The organism is Burkholderia sp. AU45388, from assembly GCF_030481585.1.
GTDB classification, from domain to species: Bacteria; Pseudomonadota; Gammaproteobacteria; order Burkholderiales; family Burkholderiaceae; genus Burkholderia; species Burkholderia sola.
In genome coordinates this window covers 14336-30187 of sequence record NZ_JAUJPV010000018.1, presented here as the reverse complement: position 1 = coordinate 30187, position 15852 = coordinate 14336, and the positions used below count along the sequence as shown (strand labels likewise).

Here is a 15852-nt window from a genome sequence, read left to right as displayed (position 1 = left end):
GCCCTTTCTGCAAATTTTTTGCGAGGGCTTCGAAAGACCCGCGTTACGACGCCTGTGCCGGCGCGTCGATCCGCTCCATGCCGCCCATGTACGGACGCAGCACTTCCGGCACCGTGACCGAGCCGTCCGCGTTCTGGTAGTTCTCCAGCACTGCGACGAGCGTGCGACCGACCGCCAGACCCGAACCGTTCAGCGTATGCACAAGCTCCGGCTTGCCCTGCGCGTTGCGGAACCGCGCCTGCATCCGGCGCGCCTGGAACGCCTCGGTGTTCGAGCAGCTCGAGATTTCGCGATAGGTGTTCTGCGCAGGCAGCCACACCTCGAGGTCGAACGTCTTCGCGGCCGAGAAGCCCATGTCTCCCGTGCACAGCGTGATCACGCGGTACGGCAGGCCGAGCTTCTGCAGGATCGCTTCCGCGTGGCCGACCATCTCGTCGAGCGCCGCGTACGACGTTTCCGGCGCGACGACCTGCACCATCTCGACCTTGTCGAACTGGTGCTGACGGATCATCCCGCGCGTGTCGCGGCCGTACGAACCGGCTTCCGAGCGGAAGCACGGCGAATGCGCGGTGAGCTTGATCGGCAGCGCCGACGCGTCGACGATCGACTCGCGCACGGTGTTCGTCAGCGAAATCTCGGACGTGGAGATCAGGTATTGCGTGACCGTGTTTTCCGCGCCGCCCTTCTCGACGCGGAACATGTCGTCCGCGAACTTCGGCAATTGGCCCGTGCCGTACAGGATCTCCGGGTTCACGATGTACGGCGTATACGTTTCGGTATAGCCGTGCTGCTGCGTGTGCGTGTCGATCATGAACTGCGCGAGCGCGCGGTGCAGGCGCGCGATCGGGCCGCGCAGCATCGTGAAGCGTGCACCGGCGAGCTTCGCGCCCGTCTCGAAATCGAGGCCGAGCGGCGTGCCGACGTCGACGTGATCCTTCACCGCGAAGTCGAACTGGCGCGGCGTGCCCCAGCGGCGCGTCTCGACGTTGTCGGCTTCGTCCTTGCCGACCGGCACGCTTTCGTGCGCGACGTTCGGCATGCCCAGCATCAGGTCGGACAGACGCGCCTGGATCTCGCCGAGCCTGGCTTCCGACGCCTTCATTTCATCGCCGATCCCGCCGACCTCGGCCATCACGGCCGACGTGTCCTCGCCCTTGCCCTTCATCGCGCCGATCTGCTTCGACAGGCTGTTGCGGCGCGCCTGGAGCTCTTCGGTGTGGGTCTGGATCGCGCGGCGTTCCGCTTCGAGTGCGGAGAACGCGGCGACGTCGAGGGTGTAGCCGCGATCGGCGAGGCGCTTGGCGACGCCGTCGAGGTCTTTGCGCAGCAACTGGATGTCGAGCATGGGAGGACTTGGAAAATCGTTGTGTAAGACGGGAATTCTAACGCACCGCGCGGCCGCCACGGCGTCGGCCGGATGGACAATGCCGCAAATGGGCGACCATGGCAGTATCGCATTGGCGGTCCGCCGCATCGGCGCCCGGCGAATTGCCGCGCCTGGCCATGACGGATCGCAACACGCCCGCGCCGGCTCGCGGCAATCGAATCGAGCGGCGCGCCGGCTCCGCGTCACAGCTCCCAAGGAATCCGATGACCATCGAACTCGACAAGGATGTACGCGACCGCGCGATCGCGTCGCTGCAACGTTATTTCACAGAAAACATGGACGAGCCGATCGGCAACATCCAGGCCGGCGCCCTGCTGCATTTCTTCATTCAGGAAGTCGCGCCGGCGATCTACAACCTCGCGATCGCCGACGCGCAGGAACGCCTGCATGCACGGGTCGCCGAACTCGACATCGAATGCCACGAAGAGCCGTTCGAATACTGGAAGCAACAGCAGCCGGGCCGCAAGCGCTGACGCGCGCGCGGCGGCGTCAGTCCTTCTTGCCGGCCTCGCGATCGAGCTCGCGCAGCCACGCGAGCTTCTCGGCGATCTTCGATTCGAGCCCGCGCGGCACCGGCTGATACCAGCGCGGCTCGCGCATCCCGTCCGGCAGGTACGTCTCGCCGGCGGCGTACGCGTTCGGCTCGTCGTGCGCGTAACGATAAGCGTGACCGTAGCCGAGCTCCTTCATCAGCCTGGTCGGCGCGTTACGCAGGTGCACGGGCACCTCGCGCGACTTGTCCTGCTTCACGAACGCCATCGCCTGGTTGAACGCGTTGTAGCCGGCGTTGCTCTTCGCCGCGCACGCGAGATAGATCACGGCCTGCCCGAGCGCGAGTTCGCCTTCCGGCGAGCCGAGCCGCTCGTAGGTTTCGGCCGCGTCGTTCGCCACCTGCAACGCGCGCGGGTCGGCCAGGCCGATGTCTTCCCACGCCATCCGCACGATGCGCCGCGCGAGATACTTCGGATCCGCGCCGCCGTCGATCATCCGGCAGAACCAGTACAGCGCGCCGTCCGGGCTCGAGCCGCGCACCGACTTGTGCAGCGCCGAAATCTGGTCGTAGAAGTTGTCGCCGCCCTTGTCGAAGCGCCGCGCGTTCAGGGTCATCGCATTGCTGACGAAATCGGCATCGATCGTCGCGACCCCGGCCGACGTCGCCGCCGTCTGCGCCTGTTCGAGCAAGTTCAGGAAGCGGCGTGCGTCGCCGTCCGCGTAGCCGACCAGCGTATCGATCGCCTTGTCGTCGAACGCGAGGCCGTCGAGCGCGATTTCCTGCGCGCGCTTCAGCAACTGGCGCATCTCGTCGTCGTTCAGCGACTTCAGCACATACACCTGCGCCCGCGACAGCAACGCCGAATTGACCTCGAAACTCGGGTTTTCGGTCGTCGCGCCGATGAAGGTCACGAGGCCCGACTCGACGAACGGCAGCAGCGCATCCTGCTGCCCCTTGTTGAAACGGTGGATTTCGTCGACGAACAGGATCGTGTGGCGACCGGTACGGTTCAGCGTATCCTTCGCCTGCTCCATCGACTCGCGGATGTCCTTCACGCCGCCGAGCACCGCGGACAGCGCGATGAACTCGCAGTCGAACGCGGCCGCGGTGAGCCGCGCGAGCGTCGTCTTGCCGACGCCGGGCGGCCCCCACAGGATCATCGAATGCGGCTTGCCCGATTCGAACGCGAGCCGCAGCGGCTTGCCTTCGCCCAGCAAATGCGTCTGGCCGATCACCTCGGCGAGCGTTTTCGGCCGCAGCGCCTCGGCGAGCGGGCGGCGCGGCTCGACTTGAAACAGGTCGGACATGAACCCTCGCTCCACATCAAACGGTCGCGGCCGAACCGGCCGCCGGACCTGACATTATGACAGCCGCGCGACGGCGCCGCCGCGGCCCGGCGGGCAGTGCCCGGGTCTGTTGCCCGGGTCTGTTGCACGCGTCTGTTGCACGCGTCTGTTGCACGCGCCTGTTGCACGCGCCTGTTGCACGCGCCCGTTGCACGCGCCCCCAAACAACACGGGCCTGCCGTTGCCGGCAGGCCCGTATCGGGAAAACGGTGCAGCGACGGTCAGCCGTTGATCACGTCCGCGCCCTTCGGCACGACGAACTTGAACGTATCGCCCTTCAGCGGCAGGTTCGTCTGGATGTTCGTGAAGGTCAGCAGCGTCACGTTGCCGAACACGTCGTGCAGCTCCATCGCGGCGAGCGTGCCGTTGCGGAAACCGATGCCGATTCGCTGAAACTGCGTGTCCTGCGCCTTCGGCAGCATCTCGAGCCAGTCGATGCCGCCCTTCTCGCCGGCGTCGCGCAGCGTGTAGTTCTTGTCGAGATCGTTGCTGCCGAACAGGATCGCCGCGGGGCTCGCGCCCAGCGCGCCGTTCAGCTTGCGCTCGGTGACCTGGTTCAGGTCGCGGTCGTACACGTAGAGCTTGTCGCCGTCGGCCTGCAGCACCTGCTGGTACGGCTTCTGGTATGTCCAGATGAACTTGCCCGGCCGCGCGAACATGAACGTGCCGCTGGAATTGTCGGTGGGCTTCGGCGCGGCCTGCACGGCGCTCGCGCCTTTGGCCGCCGGCGCCTTGACGATCTGCTGCGTGAAATCGCCCTTCGCCGAACGCACCTGCGACACGAAGGCCTTCAGTTGCTCGGTGCCGCCCGCGAACGCGTGCGTCGCCGCGAGCATCAGCGATGCGCCGGCGAGCGCCACGCCGAGCCAGCGCCGCGTCGAACGAAGGGAAGGGGCGAACGAAAGTTGCTGCATGATGCGGTTTTCTCCGTGGGTGGCCGGCGCTGCGGGCGCCGCGGACTCATTCCGCGTCGCGCGCCGGCACAAGAATTTCGCGGTTGCCGCTCGACGACATCGCCGACACGAGCCCCGACTGCTCCATCTGCTCGAGCAGCCGCGCCGCGCGGTTGTAGCCGATTCGCAGATGACGCTGCACGAGCGAGATCGACGCACGGCGGTTCTTGATGACGATCTCGACCGCCTGGTCGTACAGCGGATCAGACTCGCCGCCGCCTTCGCCGGTTCCCGCGCCGGCCGAGCCCTCGTCGCCGTCGGCAGTGCCGCCTTCGAGCAGGCCCTCGACGTAGTTCGGCTCGCCCTGCTCCTTGAGCTTCTCGACGACGCGATGCACTTCGTCGTCGGCGACGAACGCGCCGTGCACGCGCACGGGCAGCCCCGAGCCGGGCGGCAGGTACAGCATGTCGCCCATCCCGAGCAGCGATTCGGCGCCCATCTGGTCGAGAATCGTGCGCGAGTCGATCTTCGACGACACCTGAAACGCGATCCGCGTCGGCACGTTCGCCTTGATCAGGCCGGTGATCACGTCGACCGACGGACGCTGCGTCGCGAGGATCAGGTGGATGCCGGCCGCGCGCGCCTTCTGCGCGATCCGCGCGATCAGCTCCTCGACCTTCTTGCCGACGACCATCATCAGGTCGGCCAGCTCGTCGATCACGACGACGATATTCGGCAGGCGCCCGAGCGGCTCCGGATCGTCCGGCGTCAGGCTGAACGGGTTCGGGATCTTCTCCTCGCGCTTCGCCGCCTCGTCGATCTTGTTGTTGTAGCCCGCGAGGTTGCGCACGCCGAGCTTGCTCATCAGCTTGTAGCGGCGCTCCATCTCCGCGACCGTCCAGTTCAGCGCATGGCCGGCCTGGCGCATGTCGGTGACGACCGGGCACAGCAGGTGCGGAATGCCTTCGTAGACGCTCATTTCGAGCATCTTCGGATCGATCAGGATCAGCCGCACCTGCTCGGCGGTCGCCTTGTACAGCAGCGACAGGATCATCGCGTTGATCCCGACCGACTTGCCCGAACCGGTCGTGCCGGCGACCAGCAGGTGCGGCATCTTCGCGAGATCCGCGCACACCGGCTTGCCGCCGATGTCCTTGCCGAGGCTCAGCGTCAGCGCCGACGATGCGGCCGCATACACCTCGGAGCCGATGATCTCGGACAGGTGCACCGTCTGGCGGCGCTGGTTCGGCAGCTCGAGCGCCATGTAGTTCTTGCCGGGAATCGTCTCGACGACTCGGATCGACACGAGCGACAGCGAACGCGCGAGATCCTTCGCGAGGTTGACGATCTGGCTGCCCTTCACGCCGGTGGCCGGCTCGATCTCGTAGCGCGTGACGACCGGGCCCGGATACGCGGCGACGACGCTCGCCTCGACGCCGAAATCCTTCAGCTTCTTCTCGATCAGGCGCGACGTGAATTCGAGCGTATCGGCGGAAATCGCTTCCTGCGTCTTCGGCGCGGGATCGAGCAGCGACACCGGCGGCAGCGTCGAATCGCCCGGCAGGTCGGTAAACAGCGGCACCTGGCGCTCGCGCTCGACGCGCTCGGACTTCGCCGGCGTGACGACCGGCGGCACGATCGTCACCGGCTCGTGATCCTCGATGCGCACGCGCTCCTCTTCGACCTTGCCTTCGCGGCGCACCGCCGCGGCCTCGCCGAGCTTGCGGTCGCGCTCGGCCTCGCGGCGCAGCTTCGCGACGTTGACGGCGGACAGGATCGCGCCGCCGACGCGCTCGGCGACCGACAGCCACGAGAAGCGGAAATACAGCGACAGGCCGATCGCGAGCGCGATCAGCAGCAGCAGCGTGCCGCCCGTGAAGCCGAACGCATGCGACATCGCGCCCGCGACGGCTTCGCCGACGACGCCGCCCGGCGCGCGCGGCAACTGCACCTTCAGCGACCACATGCGCAACGCCTCGATGCCGTCGCACGCGAGCACGACCAGCACGAACGCGAAGATTTCGGTCAGCCAGCCGATCGGCCGCTCCGGTTCGTCCGGCATCGCGTCGTGGCGCGTGATGCGGCGGTAGTTGACGGCGATGCGCCGCCCGAGCGGCACGATCAGCCAGTAGGCCGACAGGCCGAACAGCAGCAGGATGATGTCGGCCGTCCACGCGCCGACGCGGCCGGCCCAGTTCGAGATGTGATCGACCTGGGCGGCGTGCGTCCAGCTCGGATCGCGCCGGCTGTAGCTCAGCAGGGCCATCACCAGAAACGCGCAGAGCGCGACCTGGAGAATCCAGCGGATCTCCGTGAGGAGCTTCGACATCCGGTGCGGCAACGCCTGTGCCTGGGCGGAATAAGGAGCTTTTGCCATGAATCCGTATAAAGAGGACGGGCCGTGCGCCCGCCTGTCGTTCGATCGCGCTTATTGTAAACGCTGCACCGGGCCGCCAAGTGTAAATGACGGTTACATAACGGGGACGGGGTGCCGAACCGGCGCCGCCGGCAGCCGGCCGGATGCGCGCCCCCGCGACAACGCGCCACCGCATCGCGGGCCGCCGCCCGGCTCACCGCCGCGGTACGCGGGGGCACGCCACGAAACGCTATCGCCACGATTGAAACTCTCGTTCGGCAGCGCAGCAACGGGGCCTTTATAATGCGCGTCTGATACCCACCTATGACGGCATCCCGGTCAACCCGGACCGTCCGGCGAGCCCCTACCCCGCCCGCCGCAGCCGCCTTTTACGGATTCGCACATGTCCACGCCCAAACACGCCAAAGTCCTGATTCTCGGTTCCGGCCCCGCCGGCTACACGGCTGCCGTCTACGCGGCACGCGCCAACCTGTCCCCGGTGCTGATTACCGGCATCGCGCAGGGCGGCCAGCTGATGACCACGACCGACGTCGAAAACTGGCCGGCGGACGCGAAAGGCGTGCAAGGCCCGGAACTGATGGCGCGCTTCCAGGAACACGCGGAGCGCTTCAACACCGAAATCGTCTTCGATCACATCCACACCGCGAAGCTGCACGAAAAGCCGATCCGGCTGATCGGCGACTCGGGCGAATACACGTGTGACTCGCTGATCATCGCGACCGGCGCGTCCGCGCAGTATCTCGGCCTGGCCTCCGAGGAAGCGTTCATGGGCAAGGGCGTGTCGGCCTGCGCGACCTGCGACGGCTTCTTCTATCGCAACCAGGAAGTCGCGGTGATCGGCGGCGGCAATACGGCCGTCGAGGAAGCGCTCTACCTGACCGGCATCGCGAAGAAGGTCACGGTGATCCACCGCCGCGACAAGTTCCGCGCGGAGCCGATCCTGATCGATCGCCTGCTGGAGAAGCAAAAGGAAGGCGTCGTCGACATCAAGTGGGATCACGTGCTCGACGAAGTGACGGGCGAGGAATCGGGCGTCACGGGCCTGCGCATCAAGAACGTGAAGACCGGCGCGACGGAAGACCTGCACGTGCAGGGCGTGTTCGTCGCGATCGGCCACAAGCCGAACACCGACCTGTTCCAGGGCCAGCTGGAGATGAAGGACGGCTACATCCTGACGAAGAGCGGCCTGCAAGGCAACGCGACGTCGACGAGCGTGCCGGGCGTGTTCGCCGCGGGCGACGTGCAGGACAACGTGTACCGCCAGGCGATCACCAGCGCGGGCACGGGCTGCATGGCCGCGCTCGACGCGCAGCGCTACCTCGAAAGCCTGCACGACAAGAAGTAAGCCGGAAGCCTTTTCGCGGTGGGCGCTACAATGGCGTCCGCTGCCGCGAAGCGGGCTCGACCGGAAAGCCGCTGCCGCCGCGCAGCGGCTTTTTTTGTGCCCGCGCGCCCGAACGCGCCTGCCCCGTTACCGAATCATGGCGAAGAACCAGCCCCATCCGAGCGATCCCGCGAAGCGGAAGATCGCTGCCCGTCCCGTGACCCCGGCGCCCGCCGCGCCGCCGCCCGCGCCCGATGCGGCCGCGTTGCGCGGCCAGGGCCTCGCGGGCCTCGGCGCGTTGCGCAAGTCGCTGCAAGGCGAAGCTGATCGTCGCGAGCGCGCGCGCATCGAAACCGCGCAGGCCGAGCGCAAGGCGGAAGCCGACGCAAACCTGTTCCGCAACGAAATCGGCACGATCCGGCCGCTGAACGCGCCGCCGCGCGCGTCGTCGGGCCGCATGCCGCCCGACCCGGTGCCAAAACAGACGCAGCGCGACGAGGAGGCCGTGCTGAACGCGACGCTGTCCGACGAATTCGATCCCGAGACGCTGCTCGACAGCGACGACTCGCTCTATTACCACCGCCCCGGCATCAGCCGCGACGTCGTGCGCAAGCTGAGGAGCGGCGCGTGGATCGTGCAGGCGCAGATCGATCTGCACGGCATGCGGCGCGACGAAGCGCGCGATGCGCTCGCCGAATTCATCCGCGAAGCCGGCAAGAAAGGGCTGCGCTGCCTGCGCGTGATCCACGGCAAGGGCCTCGGTTCGATCGGCAAGGAACCGGTGCTGAAGGGCAAGGTGCGCGCGTGGCTCGTGCAGAAGGAAGAAGTGATCGCTTTCTGCGAGGCGCGCGGCCACGACGGCGGCGCGGGCGCGGTGCTGGTGCTGCTGCAGCCGCACGCGGCGCCGGCCGACCGGGGGCCGCGTGCCGCATCCTAGGCTGACGCTCGCGATCGCGATACTGGAGGCGATCGCCACGCTGGCTTTCGCGATTTCGGGGTTCATCGAGGCGCGCAAGAACCGCCTCGACTCGGTCGGCACGTTCGTCGTCGCGCTCGCGACCGCCTTCGGCGGCGGCACGCTGCGCGACATCCTGCTCGAGCGCCGGCCGTTCTACTGGGTCATGCACGACGACTACGTGATCGCGATCTTCGTGCTCGCGCTGTTCGCGCCGTTCGTGCTGCGCATGCTGTCGCGGCTATCGGCCGAACGGCTGCTGCTGATCGCCGATGCGATCGGGCTCGGCATCTTCAGCATCTCGGGCACGTCGATCGCGCTCGACGCCGAGATGCCGCGCTTCATCGCGGTGATGATGGGCGTAATCACCGGCGTGGTCGGCGGGATCGTCCGCGACGTGCTGTGCAACGACATCCCGCTGATCCTGCGCGATTCGCGGCCGTACGCGACCTGTGCATTCGTCGGCTGCTGGTTCTACCTGCTGCTCGTGTGGCTGCAGTTCGACTCGGTGTACAGCGTGCTGCTCGCGACCGGCTTCATCCTCGTCGCGCGGCTCGCGACGTTCAAGTTCGACGTGCGGTTGCCGCACTGACCGGCGCATCCGCGCGCGCGTCAGCCGCATCGGCGAAACGAAAAAGGGGCCGCTCATCGAAACGGCCCCTTCGTCTTTCATTCACCCAAGCGTCGCGTCACGCGATCCGCTCTTCCGACGCCGGATCGAACAGCACGGCCTTCGACACGTCGAACAGCAGCGATTGCGTCTGCCCCGGCTGCGGGTTCGCGGCCGGATGCACGCGGCTCACGATCCGTTTGCCGTTCACCTGCGCGAACACGTGCGTGTCCGGGCCGGTCGGCTCCGTCACGTCGACACGCACGTCGATCGGCTGCAGCTTCGACGCCTCGCCGTGATGTGCGTTGCGCGCGTCGGTGATGCGCTCCGGACGCAGGCCGAGGATCACCTCGCGGCCGACGTGCGACTTCAGCTTCGCCGCGTCGAACGGCAGGATCAGCGCGCTGCGCGCGAGGCCCGTGTCGATCTCGAGCGCGATCCCGCCGCCCTGCTCCACCAGCTTGCCGTTGATGAAATTCATCGGCGGCGCGCCGATGAAGCCCGCGACGAACAGGTTCGACGGCGAATCGTAAATGTCCTGCGGCGCGCCGAACTGCTGGACCACGCCGTCCTTCATCACCGCAATGCGATCGCCGAGCGTCATCGCCTCGATCTGGTCGTGCGTCACGTAGACGATCGTCGTGCCGAGACGCTGGTGCAGCAGCTTGATTTCCGCGCGCATCTCGATGCGCAGCTTCGCGTCGAGGTTCGACAGCGGCTCGTCGAACAGGAACAGCGACGGATCGCGCGCGAGCGCGCGGCCCATCGCGACGCGCTGGCGCTGGCCGCCCGACAGCTGGCCCGGCTTGCGGTCGAGCAGGTGCTGGATCTGCAGCATCGACGCCACGCGGTCGACGATCTGCTGCTGCTCGCTCTTCGGCACCTTGCGGATGTTCAGCCCGAACGAGATGTTCTCGCGCACCGTCATCGACGGATACAGCGCGTACGACTGGAACACCATCGCGATGTCGCGATCCTTCGGCGACAGGTCGTTGACGACCTTGCCGTCGATGCAGATCTCGCCGCTCGTGACGGTCTCGAGCCCGGCGATCATGTTGAGCAGCGTCGATTTCCCGCAGCCCGAGCCGCCGACCAGGATCAGAAACTGTCCGTCCTCGATCTCGATGTCGACACCCTTCAGGACCGGCACCCCGTTCGGGTAGGTCTTGTACACGTCACGGATGGAAAGGCTTGCCATGCTGTGAATCCTCTGTCTCGTCTCGCGCGGCGCACTCGGGCGCCGCGTCGGGTTCGTTTCGATGCGCCGCGCGTGGTGCGCGGCCGGTTCGTCGTATCGGATAAAGCCGCGCCTACCCCTTCACCGCGCCCGCCGTCAGCCCGCGCACGAAGTAGCGGCCGGCGACGATGTAGACGAGCAGCGTCGGCAGCGCGGCGATGATCGCGCCGGCCATGTCGACGTTGTATTCCTTCACGCCCGTCGACGTGTTGACGAGGTTGTTCAGCGCGACCGTGATCGGCATCGAGTCGACGCCGGAGAACACGATCCCGAACAGGAAGTCGTTCCAGATCTGCGTGAATTGCCAGATCAGGCACACCATGAAGATCGGCAGCGACACCGGCAGCAGGATCTTCGTGAAGATCGTGAAGAAGCCGGCGCCGTCGATGCGCGCGGCCTTCACGAGTTCGGCCGGCACGCTCACGTAGAAGTTGCGGAAGAACATCGTCGTGAACGCGATCCCGTACACGACGTGCACGAACACGAGGCCCGGAATCGTGTTCGCGAGGCCGAGCATCCCCTGCAGGCGCGCCATCGGCAGCAGGATCACCTGGAACGGGATGAAGCAGCCGACCAGCATCATCGTGAACAGCGCGTCCGCGCCGCGAAAGCGCCAGTGCGTGAGCACGTAGCCGTTGAACGCGCCGATCAGCGACGAGATCAGCACGGCGGGAATCACCATCTGCAGAGAGTTCAGGAAGAACGGCTTCATCCCGTCGCAGCGCACGCCGGTACAGGCGCCGCTCCATGCCTTGATCCACGGATCGACGGTCCAGTGCGTCGGCGGCGTCAGCAGGTTGCCGGTGCGCAGCTGGTCGAGATCCTTGAACGACGTCGACAGCATCACGTAGATCGGGAACAGGAAATACAGCGCGAACAGGATCAGTGCCGCATAGATCACTGCCCGGCTGATCGTCATCTTAGGCTGCATTGCGGGTGCTCCTCGATTCCATATACATCAGCGGCACCAGCACCGCGACCACGGTCGCGAGCATCATCACCGAGGACGCCGCGCCGAGCCCGAGCTGGCCGCGGTTGAACGAAAACGTGTACATGAACATGGCCGGCAGCGACGACGACGTGCCCGGGCCGCCCGCCGTCAGCGCGACGACGAGGTCGAAGGTCTTGATCGTGATGTGGCAGAGGATCAGCAGCACCGAGAAGAACACCGGGCGCATGCTCGGGATCACGATCTTGCGGTAGATGGTGGGCAGCGTCGCGCCGTCGACCTGCGCGGCCTTGAAAATCTCGCCGTCGACACCGCGCAGCCCCGCGAGGAACAGCGCCATCACGAAGCCGGTCGACTGCCACACGGCCGCGATCACCACGCAGAAGATCGCCTTGTCCGGATCGTCGAGCCAGCCGAACGAGAAGCTCGTCCAGCCCCAGTCGTGCATCACCTTCTCGAGGCCGAGGCCCGGGTTCAGGATCCACTGCCATGCGGTCCCGGTCACGATGAACGACAGCGCCATCGGGTACAGGAAGATCGCGCGCAGCGCGCCTTCGTTGCGGATCCGCTGGTCGAGCAGGATCGCGAGGAACAGGCCGAGCCCGACGCAGATCGCGATGAACGGAATCCCGAACCAGCCGAGGTTCGCGGCGGAGGTCCACCACACGTCGTTCTGGAACAGGTCCGTGTAACGGCCGAAGCCGTCGAATTCGTAGTTGGGCAACAGCCGCGAGCGGGTCAGCGACAGATAGCCGGTAATCAGGATGAAGCCGTAGATGAACACCACGGCGATCGCGACGCTCGGCGCGAGCACGAGCTTCGGGATCCAGCGATCGGCGAAGGCCGACATCGGCGACGTACGCCGTGCGGCGGCAGCGCCGGATCCGTTTCCGCTAAGAGGGGCAGCCACTTGATTCGACTCCTGGAACGAGGGCGGCGCAGGCCGGGCCGGCGCCGGGTACGGCACGGGCCCGCGGGCGAGCCCGTTTGCTGCACATGCAAAAACGCCCGGCCGATGAAGCGTTTCCGGCCGGGCGCCTGGCGCGCGTTACTTGACCTTCGCGGCCTTCGCGAGCGCGGCGACCGCGCTCTTCGAATCCTGCTGCGAGTTCATGAACTTCGTCACGACGTCCGTGATCGCGCCGGCGGTCGCGTCGTTCTGCGCCATCCCGTGCGCGAGCGACGGCACGTAGCCGCCCGACTTGATCGCGACCTGCTCGTCGGCGTACGACTTCTTCGCGCAGTCGTCGAACTTGTCCATCTTCACGCCGAGGCGCACCGGGATCGAGCCCTTCAGCAGGCTGAACTGCTCCTGGAAGTCCGGCGTCATGATCGTCTTCGCGAGCGCGAGCTGGCCCGGCGTCGCGTTCTTCTCGCCCTTCTGCTGGAAGAACACGAACGAGTCGACGTTGAACGTGTATGCGTTCGCGGTGCCCGGCACCGGCGCGCAGATGTAGTCCTTGCCCGACTTCTTGCCGGCGTTCTCGAACTCGCCCTTCGCCCAGTCGCCCATGAACTGCATGCCGGCCTTGCCGTTGATGACCATCGCGGTCGCGAGGTTCCAGTCGCGGCCGTTACGACCGGTGTCGAAGTAGCCCTGGATCTTGCGCACCGTGTCGAACACCGACAGCATCTGCGGCGACGTCAGCGTCGCCTGGTCGAGGTCGACCAGCGCCTTCTTGTAGAACGCCGGGCCTTGGGACAGCACCACGTCTTCCCACAGCGTCAGGTCCTGCCACGGCTGGCCGCCCATCGCGACCGGCTGGATGCCCGCGGCCTTCAGCTTGTCGGCCACCGCGAAGAATTCGGGCCAGGTGGTCGGCACCTTCGCGCCGACCTTGTCGAGCGCGGCCTTGTTGATGTACAGCCAGTTGACGCGGTGCACCGAGAACGGCGCGGCGACGGTGTGGCCCTTGTACTTGATGATCTTGTCGATTTCCGGCGGCAGGTTCTGCTTCCAGTCGCCTGCGACGGAATCGATGTTGACGAGCACGCCCTGGTCGGCCCAGTCCTGGATCAGCGGGCCCTTGATCTGCGCGGCCGACGGTGCGTCGCCGCTGATCACCTTGGTCTTCAGCGCGGTCATCGCCGCGGCGCCGGCGCCGCCCGCGACCGCGAAGTCCTTCCACACGTAGCCCTGCTTCTGCAGGTCGTCCTTCAGCACGCCGACGGCCTTCGACTCGCCGCCCGAGGTCCACCAGTGCAGCACGGTTACGTTCTCGGCTGCCTGCGCCGCCACGGCGCCAGCCATCAGACCTGCGGCGCAGAGCGCGCCCATGATCGAGCGAACTTTCATTACTTATCTCCTCCAGACTGAATCAACTCGTGAGGTTCCCTCACCGGGAACCGGCTTCTTGATAACGACGGGGAAATCGAGCCGCGGGACGCATGCAGCGTACGGGGCCGATGACCGGCCGGGCTCTTACAGAAAGCGTGAATCGAGATTCAACGGCGTGTCTCCTCTTTGTGTTTCTGGCCCGCCGCGATGATGCGACGCGAGCCCGGGGCCGACGGCGCGCGGACGATGCGCACCGCCAATGTCCGATAACATTCGGCACAAGGCGCTCCCGAAGGCGAAGCTCGCGCAGCTCGTCGACCGCGCTTCTTTTTTTCTTCACCCAGGTGCTACCCCTTGCGGCGGATTGTAGTTAAACTACAATTCAGTGTCAAAAATATTTTTATCGCACTACGGATCGCTTCCGGGCACCCCCAACACGGCGGAGACACATGCATACCGATTCCAGCTTTACCTTCGTACTTTTCGGCGGCACCGGCGATTTGTCGATGCGCAAGATCCTGCCCGCGCTGTTCGAAGCGCACCGCGCGAACATGCTGGCGGCGAGCGGCCGGATCGTCGCCGTGGCGCGACACGAATCGGATCGGGCGGCCTATCTCGAATGGGTCGACACGCACGTGAAGCCGCATGCGGCGAAGGCGGCCGGCAACGCGTTCGACGACGCGGCATGGAAGTCGTTTCTCGACCGCATCGAGTACGTGAAGCTCGATCTCGGCCGCGCGGAGGATTACGTCGTGCTGCGCGACGCGGTTGCATCGCTGCCCGGCATCCGCGTGTTCTATCTCGCGACGGGCCCGTCGCTGTTCGTGCCGATCTGCAAGGCGCTCGCGTCGGTCGGCCTGAACGAAGGCGCGCGCATCGTGCTCGAGAAGCCGCTCGGCTACGACCTGAAATCGTCGAACGCGATCAACGACGCGGTCGGCGAGATCTTCGCGGAAGGCCAGATCTACCGGATCGACCACTACCTCGGCAAGGAGCCGGTACAGAACCTGCTCGCGCTGCGCTTCGGCAATGCGCTGTTCGAGCCGCTGTGGCGCCGCGAATGGGTCGAGAGCATCCAGATCACGATCGCCGAGGAGCTCGGCGTCGAGGCGCGCGGCGACTTCTACGACAATACGGGCGCGCTGCGCGACATGGTGCAGAACCACCTGCTGCAGCTGCTGTCGATCGTCGCGATGGAGCCGCCGCACTCGATGGATTCCGACTCGGTGCGCGACGAGAAGCTGCGCGTGCTGCGCGCGCTGAAGCCGGTCGACCCGCGCGACATCGGCAAGGTGGCCGTGCGCGGCCAGTATCATGCGGGCGTGATCAAGGGCGCGCAGGTGCCCGCCTACGCGACCGAGCCGGGCGTGAAGCCCGACAGCCAGACCGAAACCTTCGTCGCGCTGAAGGTCGAGATCGAGAACTGGCGCTGGGCGGGCGTGCCGTTCTTCCTGCGCACCGGCAAGCGTCTCGCCGACCGCGTCGCGGAAATCGTCGTCAACTTCCGCCCGGTGCCGCACTCGGCGCTCGGGGCCTCCGCGCTGCGCGCCGGCGCGAACCGCCTCGTGATCCGGCTGCAGCCGAACGAGACGATCCGCCTGTACTGCCTCGCGAAGCAGCCGGGCGAAGGGATGAACCTCGCGAGCGTGCACCTCGACCTCGCGTTCGACCAGTTCTTCAAGGAAGGGCAGATGGAGGCGTACCAGCGCCTGCTGCTCGACGTGATCAACGGCCGGCTCGCCCTGTTCGTGCGTCGCGACGAACAGGAAGCCGCATGGCAGTGGGTCGAGCCGATCCTGAACGAATGGGCGCGCACGCTGAAGCCGCCGAAGCCTTACGCGGCGGGCACGTGGGGACCGGCCGCGTCGAGCGCGATGCTCGCGCAGCACGACACCTGCTGGCTCGAAGAAGAAAACTGATGCAAACCGTTGCGGCGTACGTCACCGTACGCGGCAACGTGCTCCACGATTCGTACGATTTGAACAGACAAAGCAGTCCGGAGG

The 15852-nt window shown here is 66.4% G+C and carries 12 protein-coding genes and 1 pseudogene; 5 read left to right on the top strand and 8 right to left on the bottom strand.

Annotation, left to right across the window (positions count from 1 at the left end):
- Positions 1–43: 43 nt before the first annotated feature.
- The gene (gene serS, locus QZM72_RS24880; protein ID WP_089466883.1) at positions 44–1345 is read right to left on the bottom strand and encodes a serine--tRNA ligase; all 1302 of its coding nucleotides are present in this window, start codon (positions 1343–1345) and stop codon (positions 44–46) included.
- Positions 1346–1590: 245 nt separating this feature from the next.
- Between serS and QZM72_RS24875 the strand changes: the two genes are divergently transcribed.
- Positions 1591–1860, top strand: a complete 270-nt coding sequence (locus QZM72_RS24875) for a DUF2164 domain-containing protein (protein WP_089467906.1) — start codon at positions 1591–1593, stop codon at positions 1858–1860.
- A gap of 16 nt (positions 1861–1876) precedes the next feature.
- Here QZM72_RS24875 and QZM72_RS24870 read toward each other — a convergent pair whose 3' ends face one another.
- From QZM72_RS24870 to QZM72_RS24860, 3 genes and pseudogenes are all read right to left on the bottom strand, one after another.
- Positions 1877–3187, bottom strand: a complete 1311-nt coding sequence (locus tag QZM72_RS24870; RefSeq protein ID WP_089466882.1) for a replication-associated recombination protein A — start codon at positions 3185–3187, stop codon at positions 1877–1879.
- A 278-nt stretch (positions 3188–3465) separates the two neighbouring features.
- Positions 3466–4140 (bottom strand): annotated as a pseudogene (gene lolA, locus QZM72_RS24865) (outer membrane lipoprotein chaperone LolA); the annotation flags it as partial.
- Positions 4141–4186: 46 nt separating this feature from the next.
- Positions 4187–6496, bottom strand: a complete 2310-nt coding sequence (locus tag QZM72_RS24860; protein WP_089466880.1) for a DNA translocase FtsK — start codon at positions 6494–6496, stop codon at positions 4187–4189.
- 382 nt (positions 6497–6878) lie between these two features.
- Here QZM72_RS24860 and trxB point away from each other — a divergent pair, with 382 nt between their 5' ends.
- The 3 genes from trxB to QZM72_RS24845 all read left to right on the top strand — a co-directional run bounded on the left by trxB (position 6879) and on the right by QZM72_RS24845 (position 9367).
- Positions 6879–7841, top strand: coding sequence for a thioredoxin-disulfide reductase (trxB, locus tag QZM72_RS24855; RefSeq protein ID WP_050011600.1), 963 nt, complete (start codon positions 6879–6881; stop codon positions 7839–7841).
- A 136-nt stretch (positions 7842–7977) separates the two neighbouring features.
- Positions 7978–8757, top strand: coding sequence for a Smr/MutS family protein (locus QZM72_RS24850; RefSeq protein ID WP_089466878.1), 780 nt, complete (start codon positions 7978–7980; stop codon positions 8755–8757).
- The gene (locus QZM72_RS24845) at positions 8744–9367 is read left to right on the top strand and encodes a trimeric intracellular cation channel family protein (protein WP_089466877.1); all 624 of its coding nucleotides are present in this window, start codon (positions 8744–8746) and stop codon (positions 9365–9367) included. The genes QZM72_RS24850 and QZM72_RS24845 overlap by 14 nt, the downstream gene beginning before the upstream one ends.
- 97 nt (positions 9368–9464) lie before the next feature.
- Here the strand turns inward: QZM72_RS24845 and QZM72_RS24840 are convergent, their stop codons facing one another.
- The 4 genes from QZM72_RS24840 to QZM72_RS24825 all read right to left on the bottom strand — a co-directional run bounded on the left by QZM72_RS24840 (position 9465) and on the right by QZM72_RS24825 (position 13867).
- Positions 9465–10583: an ABC transporter ATP-binding protein gene (locus tag QZM72_RS24840; RefSeq protein ID WP_089466876.1), complete on the bottom strand. Its 1119-nt coding sequence runs from the start codon at positions 10581–10583 to the stop codon at positions 9465–9467.
- Between the two features lie 112 nt (positions 10584–10695).
- Complete coding sequence (locus QZM72_RS24835; RefSeq protein WP_301739483.1) at positions 10696–11553, bottom strand: carbohydrate ABC transporter permease; 858 nt, start codon at positions 11551–11553, stop codon at positions 10696–10698.
- Entirely contained in the window at positions 11543–12481 is a 939-nt protein-coding gene (locus QZM72_RS24830; protein WP_011544827.1) for a carbohydrate ABC transporter permease, read from the bottom strand. Before QZM72_RS24830 ends, QZM72_RS24835 begins: the two co-directional genes overlap by 11 nt.
- Before the next feature lie 138 nt (positions 12482–12619).
- A complete protein-coding gene (locus QZM72_RS24825; RefSeq protein WP_301739482.1) occupies positions 12620–13867 on the bottom strand; it encodes an ABC transporter substrate-binding protein in 1248 nt (415 codons plus the stop codon).
- 431 nt (positions 13868–14298) lie between these two features.
- On the opposite strand from QZM72_RS24825, the gene zwf reads away from it, so the two are divergent.
- On the top strand, positions 14299–15768 hold the full coding sequence (gene zwf, locus QZM72_RS24820) for a glucose-6-phosphate dehydrogenase (RefSeq protein WP_089466873.1): 1470 nt from the start codon (positions 14299–14301) through the stop codon (positions 15766–15768).
- The last annotated feature ends 84 nt before the right edge of the window (positions 15769–15852 follow it).

What these genes read in the sequence shown, in the direction of transcription:
- serS (WP_089466883.1), bottom strand. Translation starts at nt 1,345, where the DNA reads ATGCTCGACATCCAGTTGCTGCGCAAAGACCTCGACGGCGTCGCCAAG.
- QZM72_RS24875 (WP_089467906.1), top strand. Translation starts at nt 1,591, where the DNA reads ATGACCATCGAACTCGACAAGGATGTACGCGACCGCGCGATCGCGTCG.
- QZM72_RS24870 (WP_089466882.1), bottom strand. Translation starts at nt 3,187, where the DNA reads ATGTCCGACCTGTTTCAAGTCGAGCCGCGCCGCCCGCTCGCCGAGGCG.
- QZM72_RS24860 (WP_089466880.1), bottom strand. Translation starts at nt 6,496, where the DNA reads ATGGCAAAAGCTCCTTATTCCGCCCAGGCACAGGCGTTGCCGCACCGG.
- trxB (WP_050011600.1), top strand. Translation starts at nt 6,879, where the DNA reads ATGTCCACGCCCAAACACGCCAAAGTCCTGATTCTCGGTTCCGGCCCC.
- QZM72_RS24850 (WP_089466878.1), top strand. Translation starts at nt 7,978, where the DNA reads ATGGCGAAGAACCAGCCCCATCCGAGCGATCCCGCGAAGCGGAAGATC.
- QZM72_RS24840 (WP_089466876.1), bottom strand. Translation starts at nt 10,583, where the DNA reads ATGGCAAGCCTTTCCATCCGTGACGTGTACAAGACCTACCCGAACGGG.
- QZM72_RS24835 (WP_301739483.1), bottom strand. Translation starts at nt 11,553, where the DNA reads ATGCAGCCTAAGATGACGATCAGCCGGGCAGTGATCTATGCGGCACTG.
- QZM72_RS24825 (WP_301739482.1), bottom strand. Translation starts at nt 13,867, where the DNA reads ATGAAAGTTCGCTCGATCATGGGCGCGCTCTGCGCCGCAGGTCTGATG.
- zwf (WP_089466873.1), top strand. Translation starts at nt 14,299, where the DNA reads ATGCATACCGATTCCAGCTTTACCTTCGTACTTTTCGGCGGCACCGGC.